This window comes from Agrobacterium sp. P15N1-A, from assembly GCF_044626815.1.
GTDB classification, from domain to species: domain Bacteria; phylum Pseudomonadota; class Alphaproteobacteria; order Rhizobiales; family Rhizobiaceae; genus Agrobacterium; species Agrobacterium leguminum.
The window spans coordinates 452634-475285 of record NZ_JBIUPF010000004.1; the positions used below are offsets into that span (position 1 = coordinate 452634).

Sequence of the window (22652 nt, forward strand, 5' to 3'; positions counted from 1 at the left end):
CGTCGGCGTGCTGCCTCAGGATTGGACTGCGGCTTGCCACTCGAGGCGGCCATGCGGCGGGCGCCGATCGCTGCGACGCTGACATGCTCACGAAAAGGCAGTCAGAGCAGTATTCCCGAGCGGCGGGTACGGATTCGGTCGAAAATAGGTGCACCTAGCCCGGCCGCATGACATTGCCGCTCTTTTTCAAGTGGTTCAGGGCCAGAGAAGGCCTGCCGCGGCCGTGCGATAATCTATGGTGCCGCTTCCACCGAAAAAGCAGATTTGATGAGTGTTTCAGTATATTCAGCCGTCGGACTGCTGAATATGGTATCCGTTTCTCCTTCCTCCACAATCTTCCCGTTTCTCATGACGATGACGTAGTCCGAAATCGCCTTGATGACAGAAAGGTCGTGACTAATGAAGATGTAAGAAAGGCCATGCGTCTTCTGCAAATCACGCAGCAGGTCGATAACCTGTCCCTGAACGGATCGGTCCAGTGCGGATGTCGGTTCGTCGAGAATGACGACATCCGGTTTGAGGATGATCGCGCGGGCGATTGCGATACGCTGACGTTGTCCGCCCGAGAACTCGTGAGGGTAACGGTTGCGAGCGGCGGGATCGAGACCGACTTCTTTCAGCGCTTCTATTGCCCGCTTGTCCCGTTCCGCTCGGCTCAGTCGTTGCTCATGCACAAACAGGCCTTCCGTGATGATCTCTCCGACCGTCTGTCTTGGCGAAAGCGAGCCATAGGGGTCCTGGAACACAAGCTGCAGACGCCGCCGCAATGGCCGCATTGCCTTCCGATCAAGTCCGGTAATTTCCCTCCCGTCGAAGAAAATGCGGCCATCTGCCACAATTAGACGCAGAAGCGCACGACCGAGCGTGGACTTGCCTGATCCGGATTCACCGACGATGCCTATGGTCTGTCCCTGGTGAAGGTTGACATTGACGCCGTCGACGGCTCGAAACCTGCGGGACTTCGACAAAAAGCCACCAGGAATTGTATAATCGATCGTCACGCCCTGGCCGGAGAGGACGACCGGCGCCTCTGCACTAATGGCCGGCTTGTGCCCGCTGGGCTCGGCATCGAGAAGCATCCTGGTGTAATCCGCCTGCGGGCGATCGAAGATATCTTCCGTCGTGCCGGACTCGACAATCTCCCCACGGCGCATGACGGCCACACGATTGGCAAAATGGCGGACCACGCCGAGATCGTGCGTGATCAGGACGATGGCCATGCCGAAGCGTTGTTGCAACGACTTCAGAAGGTCGAGGATCTGCGCCTGGATCGTCACGTCAAGCGCAGTGGTCGGCTCATCCGCAATCAGAATATCCGGTTCATTCGCGAGAGCCATGGCGATCATGACGCGCTGGCGCTGGCCACCGGAAAGTTCGTGGGGATAGCTGTCTATGCGCCGCTCCGGATCGGGAATTCCCACGAGCTTCAGCAGTTCGAGAACGCGGGCGCGCGCCTCTTTTTTGCTGCCGCCCCTGTGGTGGAGGATCGGTTCGGCGATTTGCGCGCCGATCCTGTAGAGAGGATCGAGCGAGGTCATCGGCTCCTGGAAAATCATGGTGATTTTCGCACCCCGGATATTGTTCAGTTCGCCGACCGGCAGACCGATCAGCTCGCGTCCGCGATATTTTGCCGAGCCCTCAACAACGCCGTTGGATGCAAGCAGCCCCATGATGCCCATCATGGTCTGGCTTTTGCCGGAACCGGATTCTCCGACGACGGCAAGCGTTTCGCCCTGCTTGACGTCAAGATCGATACCCTTGACGGCTTTCACCGTGCCGTCCGGCGTTGTGAAATCGACCTTGAGATTACGGACGGTGAGGATGGTTTCAGATGTCGTGTTCATGTCAACGATCCTTGGGATCGAGTGCATCACGCAACCCGTCACCCACAAAATTGAGCGAAAACAGGGTCAGTACGAAGAAGATCGCCGGAAATATCAGTAGCCAGGGGGCCGATTGGATATTGTTGGCACCTTCGGAAATCAGCGCACCCCAGCTCGTAAGCGGCGCCTGCACGCCAAGACCGAGGAAGGAGAGGAAGCTTTCCAGAAGAATGACCTTGGGCACGACAACCGTGACGAACACGACGACGGGCCCGATCGTATTCGGGATGATGTGACGGCGGATGATCTGCCAGTCGCTCAAACCCAAAGCCTGTGCGGCGCCCACAAATTCCCGCCGTTTCAGGGCAAGCGTCTGACCGCGGACGATACGCGCCATATCCAGCCATTCCACCGCGCCGATGACCAGGAAGATCAGGATGAAGCTGCGGCCGAAAAAGACCACCAGAACGACCACCAGAAAGACAAAGGGCAGCGAATAGAGGATTTCGACGAAACGCATCATCACATTGTCGACACGCCCCCCGATATATCCCGCAGTTGCGCCGTAAAGAACGCCGATTCCGAGCGAAACGAGGCTGGCGAGAACGCCAACGGCGATTGAGATTTGTCCCCCCAGCATCACGCGAGCCAGCATGTCGCGACCGTTCGAATCCGTGCCGAAGAGGAAGTATTCGCGGTTTACTTCGCCTTCCAGCTTCAGTGTTCGCCCCTCATCTTCGGTGGCGACGACCTTCGTGTTTTCGAATTCGTTGGCGCGATCGAAATAACGTGTCGTGCGCGGGTCGATCGGGCTGCTGGAGGTGACGGTTGCCGTGAAGGTCTGCCCTTCGACGGAGAATTCCTTCAGCTCCACGCGCGCCCGGCTGGCAACGCCCTCCATCACGCCCTGAAGGTTGTTCACATCCGGGCGCGGCTCAAGGCTTGGAGCGACGGAGACATAGGACGAAAACACCTGATCGTAGGTGTGTGTGAGGAAATGCGGACCGATGAATGAGAAAAGCGTAATCAGCAGGAGCATGATGGAGCCCGCCATGGCGGCTTTGTTTCGTCGGAAACGCAGCGCAGCCAGTTGGAACAGGCTTCGGCTTTTCACCAATGATTGATGGGCGGTATTCCCGGGGATATCAGTCATGTCTGACCCTCGGATCGAGCAGGCCGTAAAGAATATCGACCACGAGATTGAACACGATGACGAAAATGGCGACGAGAACGACGGTTCCCATGACCAGGGTGTAGTCACGATTGATCGCACCAAGAACGAAGTAGCGACCTACACCCGGAATAGTGAAGATCGTCTCGATGACTGCCGAACCCGTCAGCAGAGCCGCGGCACAGGGAGCCAGATAGGAAACGACCGGAAGCATCGCCGCACGCATAGCGTGGAACACCACCACGCTGCGCGCCGGAAGGCCGTAAGCCTTGGCAGTACGGATATGGTCCATCCGCAAAGCCTCGATCATTGCACCGCGTGTCAGGCGCGCGATAACCGCAAGCTGCGGTAAAGCGAGCGCGATCATTGGAAGGATGAGATACCTAAGCGATCCGTCGCCCCAGCTGCCTGCTGGCAGAAGCCCGAGCATGACGGCAAAGATAAGCGTGAGAACAGGTGCTACAACGAAGTTCGGCACGGTAACGCCGACCGTCGAAATGGACATGATCGAAAAATCGAAGGCACTGTTCTGCCTGAGCGCGGCCAGGGTCCCAGCGAGAACGCCGCCCACCAGCGCCAGCAAAAGCGCATAGCTGCCGAGTTCCAGCGAATAGGGCAGACCTTTGCCGATCAACTGCGCGACGGTATTGTCCTTGTAGATGTAGCTCGGACCGAAATCGCCGGTGACGGCATTGCCGAGATAGATGAGATACTGGCGCCACAATGGTTCGTCCAGATGATAGGTTCTCATCAGGTTTTCCATCGTCTGCGGCGGCAGGGGACGTTCAAGATTGAACGGACCGCCCGGTGCAAAACGCATCAGGAAAAACGAAATCGTGACGACGATAAACAAGGTCGGCACGGCGCTCGCCAAACGGCGCAGGATAAACGAGATCATGGTTTTTCGAGCTCCGACATGGCACGGTGGTGTTGGCCACCGTGCCAATGCTGCTTATTCGGAAACGCTCAGGAAGCGGCTGAGGTGTTCGTTGGCAGCATTGTCTACCCAACCCTTGACGCGATTGGAAACCAGCCAAAGGTCGGCCTGCGTCAGAAGCGGGGCAACCGGCTGCTCCTTCATAAGAATGGTCTCCGCTTCATGAAGCAGCTTGGAACGTGCTGCAGGATCCTTTTCGTCGTAGGATTTTTGCAGCAGCGCATCATATTCCGCGTTGTTGAACTTGGAATAGTTGAAGGTCTTGTTGGAGGAAACTGAAAGCGCAAGGAAGTTTTCAGCATCCGCATAGTCGGCAACCCACCCGGCACGCGCAACGTTGAATTTGCCGCCTTCCTGCAGGTATCCATAGTGTGAGGCGACGTCGAGGTTCACCAGCGACACATTTGCGCCGAAGGTGTTTTTCCACATGTCCGCGATGGCTGTCGCGACGCGTTCATGGTTCGGGTTTGTGTTGTAACGGATTTCGATGGAAAGCGGCTTGCCGCCCTCACCATAACCCGCTTCCTTCATAAGTTTGAGGGCTTCGTCCTCACGATCAAGCTGCGACAGCGTGGCAAAATCGGCCTTCGCCGGCTCTCCGTAAGATTCCATACCCGGGGGAACCATGGAGTAGGCTGGGATCTGAGAACCGCTATAGATTTCCTTGGCGAGGAAATCGCGGTCCACCGCCATGGACAGGGCTTGGCGAACACGGACGTCGTTATATGGGGCTTCGCGGGTATCGAAGGTGTAGTAGTAGGTCGCAAGCGTCGGCGAAACGTGAACCTGCTCGCCATAGGACGTGCGCAGACGGTCGATCTGGTCCGCAGAAAAGTTGTACGCGAGGTCCATTTCCTTTGCTTCGAAACGACGAACGGATGCGGCCTGGTCGTCGATCGGGTAAAAGATAACCTTGTCGATCTTGGTGTTCGGTGCGTCCCAGAAACTGGTGTTCTTGACCACCGTCAGGCTGTCATTGGGTACATGCGTTTCGAGCTTATAGGCGCCGTTCGAGACCATGACGCCCGGTTTTACGAAGTTGGCGCCGTTCTTTTCATAGCTCGCCTTTGAGATTGGCAGAGCCGTCTGGTGAGCAAGGAGCTCAAGGAAGAAAGGGGTCGGGCGCTCGAGTGTGATTTCAAGGGTCTTGTCATCCACTGCCTTCACGCCAAGCTGGTCAACCGCGATTTCACCCTTGTTGATCTTTTCGGCGTTCTTGATCGGGTAAAGGATATTTGCATATTTTGCTGCGGTCTTTGGGTCTTCGACGCGCTGGTAGGAGAACACAAAATCTCCGGCCGTTACCGGAGTGTCATCCGACCACTTCGCATCCGCACGCAGTTTGAACGTGTAGACGGTACCATCGTCAGACAATGTCCAGCTTTCCGCCGTACCGGGGACGATCTTGCCGGCGGCGTCGTAAATGGTGAGACCTTCATAAAGGTCTTTCAGGATAAATTCTTCGATGTTGATCGAGGTCTGTGCCTGATCGAGCGTTTGCGGTTCGCCGGCATTGCCGCGGTGTAGAACTGTTTCTGCAAGTGCAGAACTCGCCCCAATCAGAAGCGATCCTACCAGCAGAGTGGCGCGAGTTGTTGTTTTTATCGACATCGTTTTCTCTCCCCGTGAAGATTTTGAGTCTACAAACAAGGCGATATTGCTCCGAAGCGCAACAACAATAAATTGTGAGTTGATGGGAAGCCATGACTTCAGCAGACAAAGAAAACCGCCCAGGCAGGACCTGTGACACTACAGATCGCGATAAGCCACCCCATGTGTTGATGACCTACAGCCGGTTCGAACGCCTTATTGTAAAGCGCCGTAACCTCATCGATGCTCTTTCAATGTCCGGACTGTCGACGCCTGACCTGAATACCCCCCAGAGCAGAAATCGGAACCGGGGTCGATCTCTCGTGAAATACGTGCGGGAAACTAATTTTATCTCCGAACGCGTGGCGTCGAAAACGGTAAGCCAGATGCAAGTGTCACTCGCTGGGGGCCACTATGCAAAAAGGCCCTGCGATCTCTCGCAAGGCCTTGATACTCAATAATTCGGATGGTGGGCGTGACAGGGATTGAACCTGTGACCCCTACGATGTCAACGTAGTGCTCTCCCGCTGAGCTACACGCCCTCCGTGGCGGCGGATAGACCACAAAACCGGTTCATGCGTCAACTGCTTTTTTTCGGTTTTGTGAAGGTTTTTTGAGAGGCCTTACGCCACAAGGAGTTTGTTGACCTCATCCACCAGATCGCGCAGATGGAACGGCTTGGAAAGCACCTTGGCGTCCTTCGGAGCCTTCGAATCGGCATTCAGCGCAACGGCTGCAAAGCCGGTAATGAACATGACTTTGAGGTCCGGGTCGAGTTCGGTCGCGCGCCGCGCAAGCTCGATGCCGTCCATTTCGGGCATGACGATATCGGTCAGCAGAAGCGAAAATGGCTCTTCGCGAAGCCGATCATAGGCGCTGGCGCCATTGTCGAAGGAAGAAACCTTGTAACCGGCTTTTTCCAGCGCCTTGACGAGGAAGCGGCGCATATCGTTGTCGTCTTCAGCGAGAAGAATTTTCTGATTCATCATAAGTGACCGTAACTACTCAATGTTTGGAATACCCTAGCCCGATTATAGGATTTTCACGGTAAATATCCTGTGAACACGTGAATCGGTATAGCGCTGATTGGGCGATAGTATGGACTTGCCGCGCCGTAACTGGCAACATGAACGTCCTGATAGTTTTGCGACATGGTAAATGACCCTGAATGGACTGGATAACGGGTGAATATGAGCTGTTCGAAGTAACGGAACCTGCCGTTCAAACCCTGCCATTCGTCTATAATTCCCCCCATAGCGGCCGCTGCTACCCCATCTCCTTCCTGGAGTCGGCAAGGCTCGATTCGCACGAGATCCGCCGCTCCGAAGATCACTTCGTCGACGAGCTGTTCGCGGCGGCACCGGAGATCGGCGCGCCGCTTCTCAAAGCGAATTTCCCGCGCGCCTATCTGGACGTCAATCGCGAGCCCTACGAACTCGATCCCCGCATGTTCGAAGGCACGCTTCCGCCTTATGCCAATATCGGCTCCATGCGGGTCGCAGGCGGTCTCGGAACAGTGCCGCGGATTGTCGCCGAGAATATGGATATCTATGCCCACCGCCTGCCGGTCGACGAGGCGCTTTCGCGGATCGAGACGATCTACAAGCCCTATCACGCCTGCCTGCGCCGCCTGCTGTCTCGCACCCACGCCAATTTCGGAATGGCGGTGCTGATCGACTGCCATTCCATGCCGGGCAATATCCGCGTCGCCGGCTCGAATCTGAGGCCCGATGTAATCATCGGCGATCGTTACGGCACCAGCGCATCCCAGGAAGTCTCCCGCGCCGCGCTGCATTTTCTTGAGGAACTGGGTTTCGTCGCGGTCTGCAACAAACCCTATGCCGGCGGCTTCATCACCGAACATTATGGCCGGCCCATCCGCTCTCTCCATGCGCTGCAGATCGAGGTCAACCGGGCGCTTTACGTGGACGAAAAGACGCTTTTGAAAAAAGCCGATTTTCCCGCCATTCAGGCGTCGCTTGAAATCTTCATGCGTCAGCTTGGCGCCTTCGTTTCCGAATACGCGATAGAAACGTCGCTCGCTGCCGAATAGCAGCGCAAATCATCCGCTATTTCAATCTTTTATCCCGGATGGTCTGGCGGCCCGCCGGACAAAAAAAACCGCGCCTTGGCGCGGTCAAGTCTAGGGAGGAAACACCCAAGGAGGGTATTTACAGTCAAAGACTGTAGGATCACGCTACGCAGTAATTGCACAATTGTCAATCATTTTATTTTATGCATATTTTTTAGGCTTTTGCTGAAAATATGGAAACGCCGGTACCCTCATTCGTATGAGTGGACGGCGGATGCGATTCCGGTCTATGCATTGCCCCAATAGAATTCAGACCCAATATTCAGGCAATGAGGTTTCGCATGCTGCCCGACCGGGATTTCTTCTTCAAACTTGCCGACGCCGCCAGCGCAGAAACGCTTCCCCGCTTCCGGACGGGCATTGCCGTCGCCAACAAGCAGGATGGCGGCTACGATCCGGTGACGGAAGGCGATCAGGCAGCAGAAACAGCCATTCGCGCCCTGATCGAGGCCCGCTTTCCGCAGCATGGCATTCTGGGCGAAGAACATGGCAATGTCGGTCTCGACCGCGAGCATATCTGGGTCATCGACCCGATTGACGGCACCCGCGCCTTCATTTCCGGCGTGCCGGTCTGGGGCACCCTGATCGGTTTCCAGTCGGCCGGCCGCGCCGCCATGGGCATCATGGACCAGCCCTTCACCAAAGAGCGTTATTTCGCCGATGGCGAGGCGGCATGGTATTTCGGGCCGGATGGCGAGCGGAAAATCCGCACGCGCGACTGTGCTTCGCTGTCAGACGCAGTGCTGTTCACCACAAGCCCCCACATCTTCACCGCGGAAGAAAAGCCCTTCTACGAAAAGGTGCAGGATCAGGTCCGTCTTTTCCGATACGGCGTGGATTGTTACGCCTATTGCCTGCTTGCGGCCGGGCATGTCGACCTGGTGATCGAATCCGGCCTGAAGCCCTATGATGTCGGCGCGTTGATCCCTGTGATCGAGCAGGCCGGCGGCATCATGACGACCTGGGATGGCGGACGTCCGGAAAATGGCGGCCGCATTCTCGCAGCCGGCTCGAAGGCGGTGCATGAACAGGCGCTTGCCATTCTCTCAAAACTCTAAGGTAGCCCGCTTAAGCGGCCATCACTCCGGCGCGAAAAACGCGTCGATGGCCGCCAGCGCCTGCTTGCGGAAAACATCGCGCTCATGCAGCAATTCGTGGCGCGCACCGGTGATCGGAAGAAGCTGCGCTGCCCGGAAATTGCGTGAGAGTTCCTCCTGCGCCTTATAGGGCGTGATTGTATCCAGCATCGGCGCCAGAATAAGGGTCGGAATGGTGATATTCGTCAGATGGTCCTGACGGACCACCCGCCCCATGGTCTTCAGCGCCTCATAGACCCAGCGCGCCGTCGGCGCGCCGATGAAAAGTTCCGGAAACTGCCTATGCAGCGAGAGATTTCTTGCAAAACGTCTGGAGTCCGAGGTGAGCGGATTGCCGTCGAAATCCCGCTCCCGCTGATCCTTGCCGAGCTGCACCCGGCCAAGGCCAACGAGACTTAGAGCCGTCGCCACCGCCCGAATGACGGATGAGGGGACGGATTGCTGGCTGTCCAGCTCGATGAAGGGCGAACAAAGCGCGAGACGGTCGAGCCGGTTCGACAGGCCGGGTGCGGCGGCAAGCGCTGCAAGCGCGCCGGTGGAATGCGCGATCATAAAGAATGGCAGCCGCGTATCCGGCAACACCACCTGTTCGAGAAAAAGGCTGATATCACGCTGATAGTCGGAGAACCGCCGCACATGCCCGGCACCCGGTTTTTTCAGCAATCTTTCGGAACCGCCCTGCCCGCGCGTATCGAAGGTCGCAACCCAGAAACCCATGGCGGTGAGATCGCCGACCGTTTCGAAATATTTCTCGATACATTCGTTCCTGCCATGCAGCAGAACCACGGTTCCGCGGGCCACCTGGCGGCTGGCGCGAAAGATCGCATAGCGAAGCTGTTTGCCGCGATCGCCGGTAAAATATCCGACGGTATGGTTGCCGGGAACCGGGTTGTCTTCGCTCTCGCGCAATGTGGCTTCGATCATCGGTCTTTTCCGGCTTTTGTGCCTTTTCGGGATAGGTCGGCGGCGCGGGAAGGTCAAAGAAAAAATTGCCGGAACCGTCGGTTAAAGCAGTCGCGGTTCCGGCGAATAAGACAGAAGAAGAAGGGACGTTATTGCTTCTGTCCACGGAGAATGTCTCCGATGACCGATGTTTTAGGGCTCTCAAACTGAACGATGCCGGAACCTGACGTTCAGCCATGGTTCATGTTGCTTTCGCCTTTTCGCGCCCCCTTGACGCAGCGGCAGGCCATTCCCATCTCATTCATGCGGTCGCCAGAACGGGACCGCGCCACATGTCCGGCCGTCGCCAGAACGGGACGCCGGGCTTAACCGCAAACAGTCGCTTCTTAAGGAGGACACCATGCGTCACGTTGATTTTTCCCCCCTCTATCGTTCCACCGTCGGCTTCGACCGTCTTTTTTCGATGCTTGACGGCCTTGGCCAGCCCGAACAGGCCCAGTCCTATCCGCCCTACAATATCGAGCGGACCGGCGAAAACACCTATCGCATCACCATGGCCGTTGCCGGTTTCGATGAGAACGAACTCAGCATCGAATCCCGCGCCAATGCGCTGACCGTGAAAGCCGAGAAATCCGCGGACGAGAAATCCACGGAAGGCGAGTTTCTCTATCGCGGTATCGCCACGCGCGCTTTCGAACGCCGCTTCCAGCTTGCCGACCATGTCGAGGTCCAGACCGCTTCCCTGAAGAACGGCCTGCTCCACATCGATCTCGTCCGCAATATTCCGGAAGCCATGAAGCCGCGCCGCATTGCGATCTCATCCGACAGCGCCGATGCGCCGAAGACCATCGAAGCCCAGATTTCGCCGGCTCAGGTCAACTAAGCTTTTCTTGCATGCAAAACGAACGGCCCCTTCTTGGGGCCGTTTTATTTGCGGAGGACCCTCGCGTCAGCGGGTGGATACCGCCGCGCCTTCCGCGCCTGCCGGTTCCGGCATCGCCGCTTTTTCATGGGCCTTGCGCGCGTAACGCTGAGCCAGAACAGCGCAGACCATCAGCTGAATCTGGTGGAAAAGCATGATCGGCAGGACAATTGCACCGATGCTCTGGCCGGCGAAGATGGCGCCTGCCATCGGCACGCCGCTGGCGAGGCTCTTTTTCGAGCCGCAAAAAGTGATGGTGATTTCATCGGCCTTGTCGAAACCCAGCAAACGGCTGCCGAACATCGTCACGCAGAGAACAAGCGCCAGAAGCACGATGTTGATGACGATGACCACGCCGATATCCCTGAGCGAAAATGTGTGCCAGATGCCTTCGATGACCGCATCGGAAAAAGCCAGATAAACGACCATCAGGATGGAGCCGCGATCGACCGGAGCCAGCAATTTCTTGCGCGCCCTGATCCAGTCGCCGATCCACGGCTGCAGCACCTGGCCGACGATGAAGGGCAGAAGCAGCTGCAGGAAGATTTGCAGGAACGCATCGAGCGAAAATCCACCGCCATGGCCGCCCACCGTAAACAGCAGGCCGACCAGCAGCGGGGTCAGGAACATGCCGAAAATATTCGAAGCCGAGGCCGAACAGATCGCAGCCGGCACGTTTCCGCCCGCCATGGAGGTGAAGGCAATGGAGGACTGCACGGTGGATGGCAGGACGCAGAGGAACAACACACCCATATAAAGCGGCGCAGGCAGAATATTCTCGGGAATAAAGCCGATTGCCACGCCGAGCATCGGGAACAGACCGAAGGTGACGAGAAGGATCGCCAGATGCAGGCGCCAGTGCAGGATACCGGCAATCACCACATCCCGGGAAAGCCGCGCGCCGTGGAGGAAGAACAGCAAAGCGATCGCGAGTTTTGTCGCCAGCCCGAAATACTCCGCCGGCTCACCGCTGATCGGCAAAATGGAGGCCAAAATCACGGTGGCCACCAGCATCATGGTGAAACGATCAGGTAGGAAGCGGGTCATGGGAGGTCTTTCCGGCATCGGTTTTGCTTGAAACGCGCGATACTATCGCTCATCATGAATTCCGATGCAAAGATTAACAGTTATCGCGATTCAGGATAATGCTGAACCTTCAACATCTTGCGAGCTTCGTGATGCTTCAGCAGACCGGCAGCTTCACGCTGGCGGCCGAACGGCTGGGGATTGGCCAGTCCACGGTCAGCCAGCATATTCAAAGGCTTGAGGCGGCACTTGGCCGCCGGCTGATCGCGCGCAGCACCCATCAGGTAAAACTGACGGGTGAGGGCGAGGCTCTATTAGGTTACGCCCGCAACATGCTGGAAATCGACAGCAAGGTGTCATCGCTGTTCAGCGAGAACCGTCTGCGCGGGCGGTTGAGGCTTGGCGTGTCGGAAGATTTCGTCGCCAGTCGGCTGACCGCCATTCTGGAAGAGTTCATCCGTCTTTATCCCCTCGTAGATCTGGAACTGACGGTTTCGCTGAGCGGCGTGCTTTACCAGATGCAGGACAATGGCGAACTGGATGTGGTGCTCGCCAAACGCCGTCTCGGCGACAAGCTCGGTCACTTTCTCTACCGCGAACCGCTCGTGTGGCTGGCGCGCGATCCGGAGCGGATGCTGAACCAGCCGGATGCCCTGCCGCTGATTGCCTTTCCGCCGCCGAGCATCACCCGAAAGGCGGCGCAGGAGGCGCTCGACCGGGCCGGTCTCGCCTGGCGGATCGTCTGTACCTGCGGCAGTCTCAGCGGGCTGACCGCCGCAGCAAGGGCGGGCATGGGAATTCTGGTGCAGCCGCGCAGCATGGCGCCGGCAGGCCTGAAGGAGATTGCCGCAGGCGTGCTACCGCCGCTGGAGGACGTGGAATTCGTGCTTCAACCGAGCAAGGGCGCGGATGCGAAGCTGGTGCGCGCCCTTTCCGATCTCGTTTCCAGCAAGAGCATCGCACCCGGCAGTTTCGTATAGCCTGTTCAATTCTCCCGTCGCGACAGGCAGCGGCCGACGCTGTCGCGCCAGCCGACAATGGCGTCTTTCCGTTCGGCCTCTTCCATTGCGGGGCTGAAACAGCGGTCACGCCGCCAATGTTCAGCAAAGGCCTTGCGGTCCGGCCAGATGCCGGCGCGGGAGGCGGCAAGCCAGGCCGCTCCGAGAATGGTCGTCTCCAGGAAAACCGGCCGGTCGACCGGCGCCGCAAGAATATCCGCCAGCCGCTGCATGGTCCAATCGGAAGCGACCATGCCGCCATCGACCCTCAACACCGTCTTGCCATTGTCACCCGCCCAGTCCTTGCGCATGGCGTCCAGCAGGTCGAAGGTCTGATAGGCGACGCTTTCCAGCGCCGCGCGGGCGAATTCCGCCGGACCGGTGCCACGCGTCAGCCCGAAAATCGCGCCACGCGCCTCCGCGTCCCAATAGGGTGCGCCAAGGCCGGTGAAGGCAGGAACCAGATAGACACGCTGATTGGCGTCGGCCTTTTCCGCAAGCGCGCTGACCTCGGAAGCGACCGAGATGAAACCGAGCTCATCGCGCAGCCATTGCACGGCGGCACCGGCAATGAAGATCGAGCCTTCCAGCGCATAGGTGGTGACGCCGTCGAGACGGTAAGCGATGGTTGTCAGCAGCCGGTTGGTGGAAGCGACGCGATCCGTGCCGGTATTGAGCAGCGCAAAGCAGCCCGTGCCGTAGGTGGATTTCATCATGCCCGGCTCGAAGCAGGCATTGCCGATTACGGCTGCCTGCTGATCGCCGGCGACGCCAAGGATCGGAATCTCCGCGCCCAGCAGCGATTTATCCGTCACACCGAAATCGGCGGCGCAATCCAGCACCTCCGGCAGCATGGCGCGGGGAATGTCGAGGATCGACAGGAGTTCATCGTCCCAGGCGTTGTCTTCGATATTGTAGATCAGCGTTCGCGAGGCATTGGTGGCGTCGGTCACATGGCGACGGCCGCCGGTGAGTCGATAGATCAGGAAACTGTCGACGGTGCCGAAGCAGATTTCGCCCTTCACAGCTTTTTCGCGAAGGCCGCTGACACTATCGAGAAGCCATTTCAACTTGGTGCCGGAAAAATAGGGATCGAGCAGCAGACCGGTCTTTTTCGAAAAAAGCGGCTCCAGCCCCCTTCTTTTCAAATCCTCGCAGACGGGAGCGGCACGGCGATCCTGCCAGACCACCGCCCGATGCACGGCCTCGCCCGTGTTCCGGTCCCACAGCACCGTCGTTTCGCGCTGGTTGGTAATGCCGATCGCCTCGATATCGGAGGCGGCGATGCCGGCATCGGCAAGTGCGAGCCGGATGGTCTCGAGCACGCTTTTCCAGATATCCTCGGCATCGTGTTCGACCCAGCCGGAGGCCGGAAAATGTTGCGGAAATTCTCGCTGTCCGACACCGATGACCCGCATGTCGCGATCAAAGACCATCGACCGTGTCGATGTCGTTCCCTGATCGATCGCCAGAATATAACCGCCCATCATGCCACTCCCTTTCAGACGCAATGACCGGGGCGGCAAGCCGCCCCGGTTTCAGATTTTACACAGACATCACTTCTGCCAGCTTTTGACCAGTTCGTCGTAATTGACGGTGACCGGCTTTTCCTTTTCGTTGGCAATCTTCAGCTGCGGCGCCAGATTGCCCTTCGAAACGGCATCCTTGTTCCAGTATTCGATATCGTGCTCTTCCGCCAGTTTCGGGCCGATATCGCCCTGCACGCCGGCGCGTTCCAGACGGCTCATGACCTTTTCCTGCTCGGCGCAGAGAGAGTCCATCGCGGCTTGCGCGGTTTTCGCACCCGACGAAGCATCGCCGATCGCCTGCCACCACAGCTGCGCCAGCTTCGGATAATCCGGAACGTTGGTGCCGGTCGGCGACCATTGCACGCGGGCCGGTGAACGATAGAACTCGATGAGACCGCCGAGTTTGGACGCGCGATCCGTGAAGCTCTTGTGGTGGATGGTGGTGTCGCGAATGAAGGTCAGGCCCACATGGCTCTTCTTCACATCCACGGTCTTGGAGGTCACGAACTGCGCGTAGAGCCAGGCGGCCTTGGCGCGGTCGTCGGGGGTGGATTTCATCAGCGTCCACGAACCCACATCCTGATAACCGAGCTTCATGCCGTCCTTCCAGTAGACGCCATGCGGAGAAGGTGCGACACGCCATTTCGGCGAACCGTCCTCGTTCACGACAGGCAGGCCGGGCTTGGCCATATCGGCGGTAAACGCCGTGTACCAGAAGATCTGCTGGGCGATATTGCCCTGCGCCGGCACCGGGCCGGATTCGGAGAAGGTCATGCCCTGCGCTTCCGGCGGCGCATATTTCTTCAGCCATTCGAGATATTTCTCGATGGAATAGACCGAAGCCGGACCGTTGGTATCGCCGCCGCGCGCCACGCAGGAGCCGACCGGCTGCGACTTGTCGTTGACCTTGATGCCCCATTCGTCGACCGGCAGACCGTTCGGCAGGCCCTTGTCGCCGTTGCCGGCCATGGAGAGCCAGGCATCGGTGAAGCGCCAGCCGAGCGACGGATCCTTCTTGCCGTAATCCATATGGCCGAAGACCTTCTTGCCGTCGACATCGCGGCCGGTGAAGAATTCGGCAATATCCTCATAGGCCGACCAGTTGACCGGCACGCCGAGGTCATAACCATATTTGGCCTTGAAATCGGCCTTGTTCTTTTCGTTGTTGAACCAGTCGTAACGGAACCAGTAGAGGTTCGCGAATTGCTGGTCGGGAAGCTGGTAGAGCTTCTTGTCCGGCGCCGTCGTAAAGGCGCTGCCGATGAAGTCCTTGAGGTCGAGGCCGGGATTGGTGACGTCCTTGCCTTCATTGGCCATGAAGTCGGTCAGGTTGCGCACCTGCTGGTAGCGCCAGTGCGTGCCGATGAGGTCGCTATCGTTGACCCAGCCGTCATAAAGGTTCTGGCCGGTCTGCATCTGGGTCTGGATTTTTTCGACGACGTCGCCTTCCTGGATCAGGTCGTGCGTGACCTTGATACCGGTAATGGCGGTGAAGGCCGGAGCCAGAACCTTGGATTCATATTCATGGGTCGTCAGAGATTCGGAAACGACCTTGATTTCCATGCCCGCGAAGGGTTTCGCGGCATCGACAAACCATTGCAGCTCCTTTTCCTGATCGCCACGCGAAAGCGACGAAAGATCGCCGATTTCCTTGTCCAGAAACTGCTTTGCTTCCTCCATTCCGGCGAAAGCGGAACCCGTCATTGCCAGCAGCATGGCCGCCGTCGTCGTCATCAGATGCCGTCGCATATCAGTCCTCCCAGGGGTTTGCGATTGCATGAAGTCTGCAGGTGCGGTTTTCCTCCGCCGCACCGTTTTCCTGCTCTAGACAAAACGGAAAACGCCGATGGCGTAAACCAAGGATAGAGCGAGAGCCCACCACAGGTTCGGGCCGACCAGCCCGAGCCATGCGAGATGAATGAAGGCGCTGCCGAGCAGCGAGATGAACAGCCTGTCACCGCGCGTGGTCTCGAAGCGCAAAAGGCCGAAGCGGGGATTGCCGCCGGGCGAGAGATATTCCCAGAACCACATGCCGACGAGCAGCAGCGCGATGGCGCCGAAAAAGGCCGCCGTCTGCCAAGTCCACGCCATCCAGGTAAAATCGGGCATCTTCGTCATGGTCAAACCCTCCCGAGCGCGAAGCCCTTGGCGATGTAATTGCGCACGAACCAGATCACCAGCGCGCCGGGGATCAGTGTCAGCACGCCGGCGGCGGCAAGCAGGCCCCAGTCCATGCCGGCGGCAGAGACGGTGCGCGTCATGGTCGCGGCAATCGGCTTGGCGTCCGTCGTCGTCAGCGTGCGGGCGATCAGAAGCTCAACCCACGAGAACATGAAGCTGAAAAAGCAGGCGACACCGATGCCGGAAGCGATGAGCGGCATGAAAATCTTCACGAAGAATTTCGGGAAGGAATAGCCGTCAATATAGGCGGTCTCGTCGATTTCCTTCGGCACGCCGGACATGAAGCCTTCAAGAATCCACACCGCCAGCGGCACGTTGAACAGGCAATGCGCCAGCGCCACGGCGATATGCGTGTCGATCAGCCCGAAAGCCGAATAAAGCTGGAAGAAGGGCAGCGCGAAGACGGCGGGCGGCGCCATGCGGTTGGTCAAAAGCCAGAAGAACAGATGCTTGTCGCCCAGAAAACGATAGCGCGAGAAAGCGTAGGCCGCCGGCAGCGCCGCTGCGACCGAAATCACCATGTTCATCACGACATAGATGATCGAATTGATATAGCCCGAATACCAGGATGAATCCGTGAAGATCGTCCGGTAGTTCTGCAACGTCGGCTGATGCGGATAAAGCGTCATGGACGACACGATTTCCGTGTTCGTCTTGAAGCTCATATTGACGAGCCAGTAGATCGGAACGAGCAGCAGCAGGATATAGATCGTCGGCACCAGCCAGGAAAAACGCGACGGCCCATGGTGGCGACGCCGGGCATTGACGGCAAGGCCGGATCGTCCCGTCGCAGTGGCTCTCACCGGCGAACTGCCGATGCCGTTGCGCTCCACGCTTGTGGTGACATTCGAGGCGCTCATGTCTCAAGTCTCCGCGTCGTGGCTGGTCATGACGGTGTAGAACACCCAGGACAGCAGCAGGATGATGAGGAAGTAGATCAGCGACATGGCCGCAGCCGGGCCGAGGTCGAACTGGCCGAGCGCCATCTTCACGAGATCGATGGACAGGAAGGTGGTGGAATTGCCCGGGCCGCCGCCGGTGACGACGAAAGGCTCGGTATAGATCATGAAACTGTCCATGAAGCGCAGCAGGAAAGCGATCAGCAGCACCCGCTTCATCTTCGGCAGCTGGATGTAACGGAACACCGCAAAACGCGACGCGCCATCGATCCTGGCTGCCTGATAATAGGCATCCGGAATGGAAACGAGGCTTGCATAGCACAAAAGCACGACAAGGCTCGTCCAGTGCCAGACATCCATGATGACGACGGTGATCCACGCATCGACCGGATCGTTGACATAGTTATAATCGAGCCCGAGCTGATTGGCGTAATAACCGAGCAGGCCGATATCGCTGCGGCCGAAAACCTGCCAGATGGTGCCGACGACATTCCACGGCACCAGCAGCGGCAGCGCCATGGTGACGAGGCAGATCGGCACGCCGATGCCGGATTTCGGCATCTTGAGCGCGATGAAGATGCCGAGCGGAATTTCAATCGCCAGGATGATGCCGGAAAACAGAAGGTTGCGCCCCAGCGCATCCCAGAAACGGTCCGAGGCCAGAATTTCCTCGAACCATTGTGTTCCCGCCCAGAAGAACTGGTTATTGCCGAACGTATCCTGCACGGAATAGTTCACGACGGTCATCAGCGGAATGACGGCGGAAAAGGCGACCAGCACCAGCACCGGCAGCACCATGAACCACGCCTTGTTGTTCCAGCTCTTTTCCATGGTCAGGCCCCCATCTTTACACGCCACGAGTCGGCGAAGACGCCGATCGCGGCCGGATCGAAGCGAACACCCGCTTCCGCCGGGATTTCCTCGTCTTCGGCAACGACGATCGCGAGTTTCTGGCCGGCGAACCGGGCGCGCACGATCTTCTGCCGGCCGATATCCTCGACCTTGTCGACAATGATGGGCATGCCGCCCCGTTCCAGCCGGACAAATTCCGGGCGGATGCCGATCTCGATGCGTTGCGCTCCGTCAACCTTTGGCGCACCGGCCAGCGGCACACCAAGGCCGCCGACCATTGCGGTCGCGCCGTCGATACTGGCGGGCAGCACGTTCATTCCCGGCGAGCCGATGAAATAACCGACGAAGGTATGTCCCGGCCGCTCGAAAAGTTCAGCCGGCGTGCCGATCTGGACGATCTGACCGTCATACATGACCACAACCTTGTCGGCGAAGGTCAGCGCTTCGGTCTGGTCATGGGTGACATAAACCATGGTGAAACCGGACTGTCGGTGCAGCCGTTTCAGCTGCGAGCGCAGCACCCATTTCATATGCGGGTCGATGACCGTCAGCGGCTCGTCGAAGAGGATGGCGTTGACATCGGACCGCACGAGCCCGCGCGCCAGCGAGATCTTCTGTTTCTGATCCGCCGTCAGACCACGCGCATGGCGTTTGGCCATGCCGGAAAGATCGGTCATTTCGAGGATTTCCCGCACCCGGCGGTCCACCTCGGCTTCCGGCACATGCCGGTTGCGCAGCGGAAAGGCCAGATTGTCATAGACCGTCATCGTGTCGTAGACGACCGGGAACTGAAAGACCTGGGCGATATTGCGATCTTCCGTTGCGAAATCCGTCACGTCCGTTCCGTCAAAGGCGATGCGGCCTTCGGAGGGGCGCAGCAGCCCGGAAATGATGTTGAGCAGCGTGGTCTTGCCGCAGCCGGAAGGGCCGAGCAGCGCATAGGCGCCACCGTCCTCCCATTCATGGTGGACTTCCTTCAGCGCATAGTCGCCGGCAGCCTGCGCCTTTGCGTTATAGGCGTGGCGGATGTGATCGAGCGTGATGCGTGCCATGACCGATCTCCCTCAAGCCGCTTCGCCGATGGCGCGGCCATTCGCGTCAAAGGCCATCAAGTGTTTAGTATCGAGAAACAGCTCTATGTCCCTGTCCGGCTCGATGTCGTGAATGCCATGCGCCAGCATGACCCAGCGCCGGCCCGAAAATTCCACATGCACGAAGCTTTCCGATCCGGCGATTTCCGAAATCAGCGTCCGCGCCCGGATCGACTGGCGGGCCTCGCCCTTCGCCTGCGGGAAAAGATGATGCGGCTGGAACGCAATGGTCAAAGGTCCATCCGGCACGGCGGCAAGATGCGCCGGCACCGCAATCACCGTCTGGTCGGCACGGGTGAATGCACCGCCCGCCTTGACGACCTCGATGGTGTTGAGCGGCGGGTCTGCAAAAATTTCCGCGGTGACGATATCCACCGGACGCCGGTAAACCTCGATGGTACGGCTGAACTGCGTTACCCTGCCCTCATTGAGCGTTGCGGTATTGCCGCCCAAAAGCAACGCCTCGGAAGGTTCGGTGGTGGCATAAACGAAGATGGCGCCGGATTCGGCGAAAATGCGCGGCAGTTCTTCGCGCAACTCTTCGCGCAGCTTGTAATCGAGATTGGCCAGCGGCTCATCGAGCAGTACCAGATTGGCGTTCTTGACGATGGCGCGGGCAAGTGCTGTGCGCTGCTGCTGACCGCCGGAAAGATTGAGCGGCGTTCGGTCTAGATAGGGTGTCAGCTTCAGAAGCTCGGCGGCTTTCCTCACTTCCCTGTCGATGGTCGCCTGGTCCTTGCCGGCAACGCGCATGGGCGAGGCGATGTTTTCGTAAACGCTGAGCGCCGGATAGTTGATGAACTGCTGATAGACCATGGCGACGTTGCGCTTCTGCACCGGCCATCCCGTCACATCTTCGCCATTGAAAAAGATCGAGCCGGCGCTCGGCTTGTCCAGCCCGGCCATCAGCCGCATCAGCGTCGTCTTGCCCGAAAGTGTCGGTCCAAGCAGGACGTTCAGGCTTCCGCGCTGCAACGTCAGATCGGTCGGGTGAATATGATATTCACCGCCCACCATCTTAGAGACGTTTCGCAATTCAAGCATGGTGATCCAAAGCCTCCTCCGCTTTTATCCGGATCGTCAGATTGCCCTTAAGCGCCCACCTGCAATGTCTTCGACATAATCCTCCAGCCCACGCACCTCTTCCGGGGTAAAAAAGAGCCCCTGCTTGGTGCGGCGCCACAGAATATCCTCCGCCGTCAGCGCCCACTCCCGCGCCATCAGCCAGCGAACCTCAGCCTCGTAGAGCGTACCGCCGAAATACCGACCCAGCGCCGCCGCCTCTGTCGCATTGCCGATCAGCACCGCTGCATCCGTTCCGTAGCAGCGCACAAGCCGCTCCGCATGACGCTCTTCAAGAAAGGAGTAACGCGACCGCAGCGCCGAAACTTCCGCGGTGTAGGCCTCGGCGCCGAAATTTCCACCCGGCAAATGTGAGCCCGCCGTCCATGGCGCGCCCTTTTCACCCAGCGCATCGCCGATTTTTTCAAGAGCATGTTCGGCAAGCCGCCGATAGGTGGTGAGCTTGCCGCCGAAAATATTGAGAAGAGGCGCTTCGCCTTCCGCCCCTTCGGTTTTCAGCACATAATCGCGGGTCGCTTCCTGCGCCTTCGATGCCCCGTCATCGAACAGCGGGCGCACACCGGAATAGGTCCAGACGATATCCGCCGGCTCCACCGGTTCAGCGAAATATTCGCTCGCCGCATTGCAAAGATAGCTGATCTCCTCGTCGCTGATCTTAACAGCCCGGGGGTCGGCGGTATAGTCGCGATCCGTCGTGCCGATCAGCGTAAAGTCCTGTTCATAGGGAATGGCGAAGATGATCCGCCCGTCCGGATTCTGGAAAAAATAAGCACGCGGATCGGAAAATTTCCTGCGCACGATGATGTGGCTGCCCTGCACCAGGCGGACATTATGGACGTTGTTTTTGCCGAATGCCGAGGACAGCACCTTGTCCACCCAGGGACCCGCGGCATTTACCAGCATGCGCGCCCGATAGGTCTTGGCCTCTCCGGCGGCATTTTTCGTTTCGACCCGCCAGAAGGCGCCTTCGCGCCGGGCTGAAACCACCTGCGTGCGGTTGAGGATGAGCGCGCCGCGATTGGCGGCGTCGCGGGCATTCAGCACCACCAGGCGGGCATCGTCCACCCAGCCATCCGAATATTCGAAGGCGCGGGCAAAAATCGGTTTCAAAGGTTTCCCGGCGGGATCGCGGCGCAGATCGAGCGAGCGGGTCGCGGGCAGAAGCTTGCGGCCGCCGAGATGGTCGTAAAGAAATAGCCCGAGGCGCACGAGCCAGGCCGGGCGCACGCCACCTTTCTGGAACGGCAGTACGAAGCGCATGGGCCAGATGATGTGCGGCGCCATGGCCCACAGCACCTCACGTTCCATCAGCGCTTCGCGCACCAGACGAAACTCGTAATGTTCGAGATAACGTAAACCGCCATGGATAAGCTTGGTGGCGGCGGACGAGGTGCCGGAGGCGAAATCGTTCATTTCCGCAAGTGCGACGGAATAGCCCCTGCCGACGGCGTCACGCGCGATACCGCAGCCATTGATACCGCCGCCGATCACGAAAATATCGTGGATTGCCTCGTCAGACATGGATCCTCCCGCGCTTTCATCGACGCTCTCCTCATCGATATACTGAAAGCATGGACATCTAATTCGAAGACAAAACGAATGTCAAACGAAATTCATGGGCCGTCCCGATCAGGACTCGGCCATCTCGGTTTCGATCAACCGGACGTCATGATCGGCACAGATGGACCGGATCGAATCCACCGGACAATGATCGGTGATGAAAGTATGCACCTGGGAAAGATGGCCGATACGAACCGGAGCCGTGCGCTCGAATTTGAGCGAATCCGACACCAGAATGACATGGCGCGCATTGGAGATGATTGCCTGCGCGACCTTGACCTCACGAAAGTCGAAATCCAGCAAAGCACCATCCTCATCGATGGCCGAAACGCCGATGACGGCAAAATCCACCTTGAACTGACGGATGAAATCCACCGCCGCCTCGCCGACGATACCGCCATCGGAACCGCGCACGACACCGCCGGCAATCACCACCTCGATGCCGGGAAAGACCCTCAACCTGTTGGCAACATTGATGTTGTTGGTGATGACCATCAACTCGTGATGATCCGCCAGCGCTTCGCCCACGGCTTCGGTCGTCGTGCCGATATTGATGAAGAGTGACGAGTTGTTGGGGATGAGGGCGGCAGCGGCGGCGCCGATCGCCTGCTTTTCGGAAGAGGCGATCGCCCGACGCGCCTCGTATTTGACGTTTTCATTGCCGCTTGGAAAAAGCGCGCCGCCGTGGATGCGGGTCAGAACCCGCGTATCGCAGAGATCGTTCAGGTCCTTGCGGATCGTCTGGGGAGTGACTGAGAACCGCGCCGCCAGCTCGTCGACCAGCACCCGCCCGTTCGCTTTCGCCAGCGCAACGATTTCATCCTGACGCGGTGTGAGCAGCATTTCACCCTCCCTCCTCTTTCAATTTTTTCGTTTTATTGAAGAGCGAACGAAAAAC

20 protein-coding genes and 1 tRNA gene are annotated in these 22652 nt (G+C 58.5%); 4 read left to right on the top strand and 17 right to left on the bottom strand.

Annotated elements, in window-relative coordinates; genetic code table 11:
• Window positions 1-233: 233 nt before the first annotated feature.
• From ACIK7D_RS17130 to cpdR, 6 genes are all read right to left on the bottom strand, one after another.
• A complete protein-coding gene (locus tag ACIK7D_RS17130) occupies window positions 234-1844 on the bottom strand; it encodes an ABC transporter ATP-binding protein (protein WP_400156901.1) in 1611 nt (536 codons plus the stop codon).
• 1 nt (window position 1845) lies between these two features.
• Window positions 1846-2976: an ABC transporter permease gene (locus tag ACIK7D_RS17135; protein ID WP_400156902.1), complete on the bottom strand. Its 1131-nt coding sequence runs from the start codon at window positions 2974-2976 to the stop codon at window positions 1846-1848.
• Complete coding sequence (gene oppB / locus ACIK7D_RS17140) at window positions 2969-3892, bottom strand: oligopeptide ABC transporter permease OppB (RefSeq protein WP_080819678.1); 924 nt, start codon at window positions 3890-3892, stop codon at window positions 2969-2971. The genes ACIK7D_RS17135 and oppB overlap by 8 nt, the downstream gene beginning before the upstream one ends.
• 54 nt (window positions 3893-3946) lie before the next feature.
• A complete protein-coding gene (locus ACIK7D_RS17145) occupies window positions 3947-5542 on the bottom strand; it encodes a peptide ABC transporter substrate-binding protein (protein ID WP_174022899.1) in 1596 nt (531 codons plus the stop codon).
• A 446-nt stretch (window positions 5543-5988) separates the two neighbouring features.
• A tRNA-Val gene (locus ACIK7D_RS17150) sits at window positions 5989-6063 on the bottom strand.
• 81 nt (window positions 6064-6144) lie between these two features.
• On the bottom strand, window positions 6145-6507 hold the full coding sequence (gene cpdR, locus ACIK7D_RS17155; protein ID WP_003497910.1) for a cell cycle two-component system response regulator CpdR: 363 nt from the start codon (window positions 6505-6507) through the stop codon (window positions 6145-6147).
• A gap of 182 nt (window positions 6508-6689) precedes the next feature.
• On the opposite strand from cpdR, the gene ACIK7D_RS17160 reads away from it, so the two are divergent.
• The gene (locus tag ACIK7D_RS17160) at window positions 6690-7574 is read left to right on the top strand and encodes an N-formylglutamate amidohydrolase (protein WP_003519728.1); all 885 of its coding nucleotides are present in this window, start codon (window positions 6690-6692) and stop codon (window positions 7572-7574) included.
• A gap of 320 nt (window positions 7575-7894) precedes the next feature.
• Complete coding sequence (gene hisN / locus ACIK7D_RS17165; RefSeq protein ID WP_127755428.1) at window positions 7895-8671, top strand: histidinol-phosphatase; 777 nt, start codon at window positions 7895-7897, stop codon at window positions 8669-8671.
• A gap of 21 nt (window positions 8672-8692) precedes the next feature.
• On the opposite strand, the gene ACIK7D_RS17170 is transcribed toward hisN, so the two are convergent.
• Entirely contained in the window at window positions 8693-9634 is a 942-nt protein-coding gene (locus ACIK7D_RS17170; protein ID WP_135396930.1) for an alpha/beta fold hydrolase, read from the bottom strand.
• A 379-nt stretch (window positions 9635-10013) separates the two neighbouring features.
• Here ACIK7D_RS17170 and hspL point away from each other — a divergent pair, with 379 nt between their 5' ends.
• Window positions 10014-10496: a heat shock protein HspL gene (gene hspL / locus ACIK7D_RS17175; RefSeq protein WP_003519731.1), complete on the top strand. Its 483-nt coding sequence runs from the start codon at window positions 10014-10016 to the stop codon at window positions 10494-10496.
• A gap of 66 nt (window positions 10497-10562) precedes the next feature.
• Here the strand turns inward: hspL and ACIK7D_RS17180 are convergent, their stop codons facing one another.
• On the bottom strand, window positions 10563-11582 hold the full coding sequence (locus ACIK7D_RS17180) for a bile acid:sodium symporter family protein (protein WP_400156903.1): 1020 nt from the start codon (window positions 11580-11582) through the stop codon (window positions 10563-10565).
• 98 nt (window positions 11583-11680) lie between these two features.
• On the opposite strand from ACIK7D_RS17180, the gene ACIK7D_RS17185 reads away from it, so the two are divergent.
• Window positions 11681-12541 carry a LysR family transcriptional regulator gene (locus tag ACIK7D_RS17185; protein WP_003519733.1) on the top strand — a complete coding sequence of 287 codons (861 nt, stop codon included), beginning with the start codon at window positions 11681-11683 and terminating at the stop codon, window positions 12539-12541.
• 5 nt (window positions 12542-12546) lie between these two features.
• Here ACIK7D_RS17185 and glpK read toward each other — a convergent pair whose 3' ends face one another.
• The 9 genes from glpK to ACIK7D_RS17230 form a co-directional block, all read right to left on the bottom strand.
• Window positions 12547-14046: a glycerol kinase GlpK gene (glpK, locus tag ACIK7D_RS17190; protein ID WP_400156904.1), complete on the bottom strand. Its 1500-nt coding sequence runs from the start codon at window positions 14044-14046 to the stop codon at window positions 12547-12549.
• Between the two features lie 69 nt (window positions 14047-14115).
• Entirely contained in the window at window positions 14116-15837 is a 1722-nt protein-coding gene (locus ACIK7D_RS17195; RefSeq protein WP_003519735.1) for an ABC transporter substrate-binding protein, read from the bottom strand.
• A 75-nt stretch (window positions 15838-15912) separates the two neighbouring features.
• Window positions 15913-16206, bottom strand: coding sequence for a DUF2160 domain-containing protein (locus ACIK7D_RS17200; RefSeq protein ID WP_003519736.1), 294 nt, complete (start codon window positions 16204-16206; stop codon window positions 15913-15915).
• Window positions 16207-16208: 2 nt separating this feature from the next.
• Entirely contained in the window at window positions 16209-17129 is a 921-nt protein-coding gene (locus ACIK7D_RS17205; protein WP_003519737.1) for a carbohydrate ABC transporter permease, read from the bottom strand.
• A 3-nt stretch (window positions 17130-17132) separates the two neighbouring features.
• A complete protein-coding gene (locus ACIK7D_RS17210; protein ID WP_003519739.1) occupies window positions 17133-17999 on the bottom strand; it encodes a carbohydrate ABC transporter permease in 867 nt (288 codons plus the stop codon).
• A gap of 2 nt (window positions 18000-18001) precedes the next feature.
• Window positions 18002-19072, bottom strand: coding sequence for an ABC transporter ATP-binding protein (locus ACIK7D_RS17215; protein ID WP_400156905.1), 1071 nt, complete (start codon window positions 19070-19072; stop codon window positions 18002-18004).
• 12 nt (window positions 19073-19084) lie between these two features.
• Window positions 19085-20155, bottom strand: coding sequence for an ABC transporter ATP-binding protein (locus ACIK7D_RS17220; RefSeq protein WP_400156906.1), 1071 nt, complete (start codon window positions 20153-20155; stop codon window positions 19085-19087).
• Window positions 20156-20191: 36 nt separating this feature from the next.
• Window positions 20192-21715 (bottom strand): glycerol-3-phosphate dehydrogenase, encoded by a 1524-nt coding sequence (locus ACIK7D_RS17225; protein WP_400156907.1) that lies wholly within the window; start codon window positions 21713-21715, stop codon window positions 20192-20194.
• Window positions 21716-21823: 108 nt separating this feature from the next.
• A complete protein-coding gene (locus ACIK7D_RS17230; RefSeq protein WP_127755421.1) occupies window positions 21824-22597 on the bottom strand; it encodes a DeoR/GlpR family DNA-binding transcription regulator in 774 nt (257 codons plus the stop codon).
• Window positions 22598-22652: the final 55 nt, after the last annotated feature.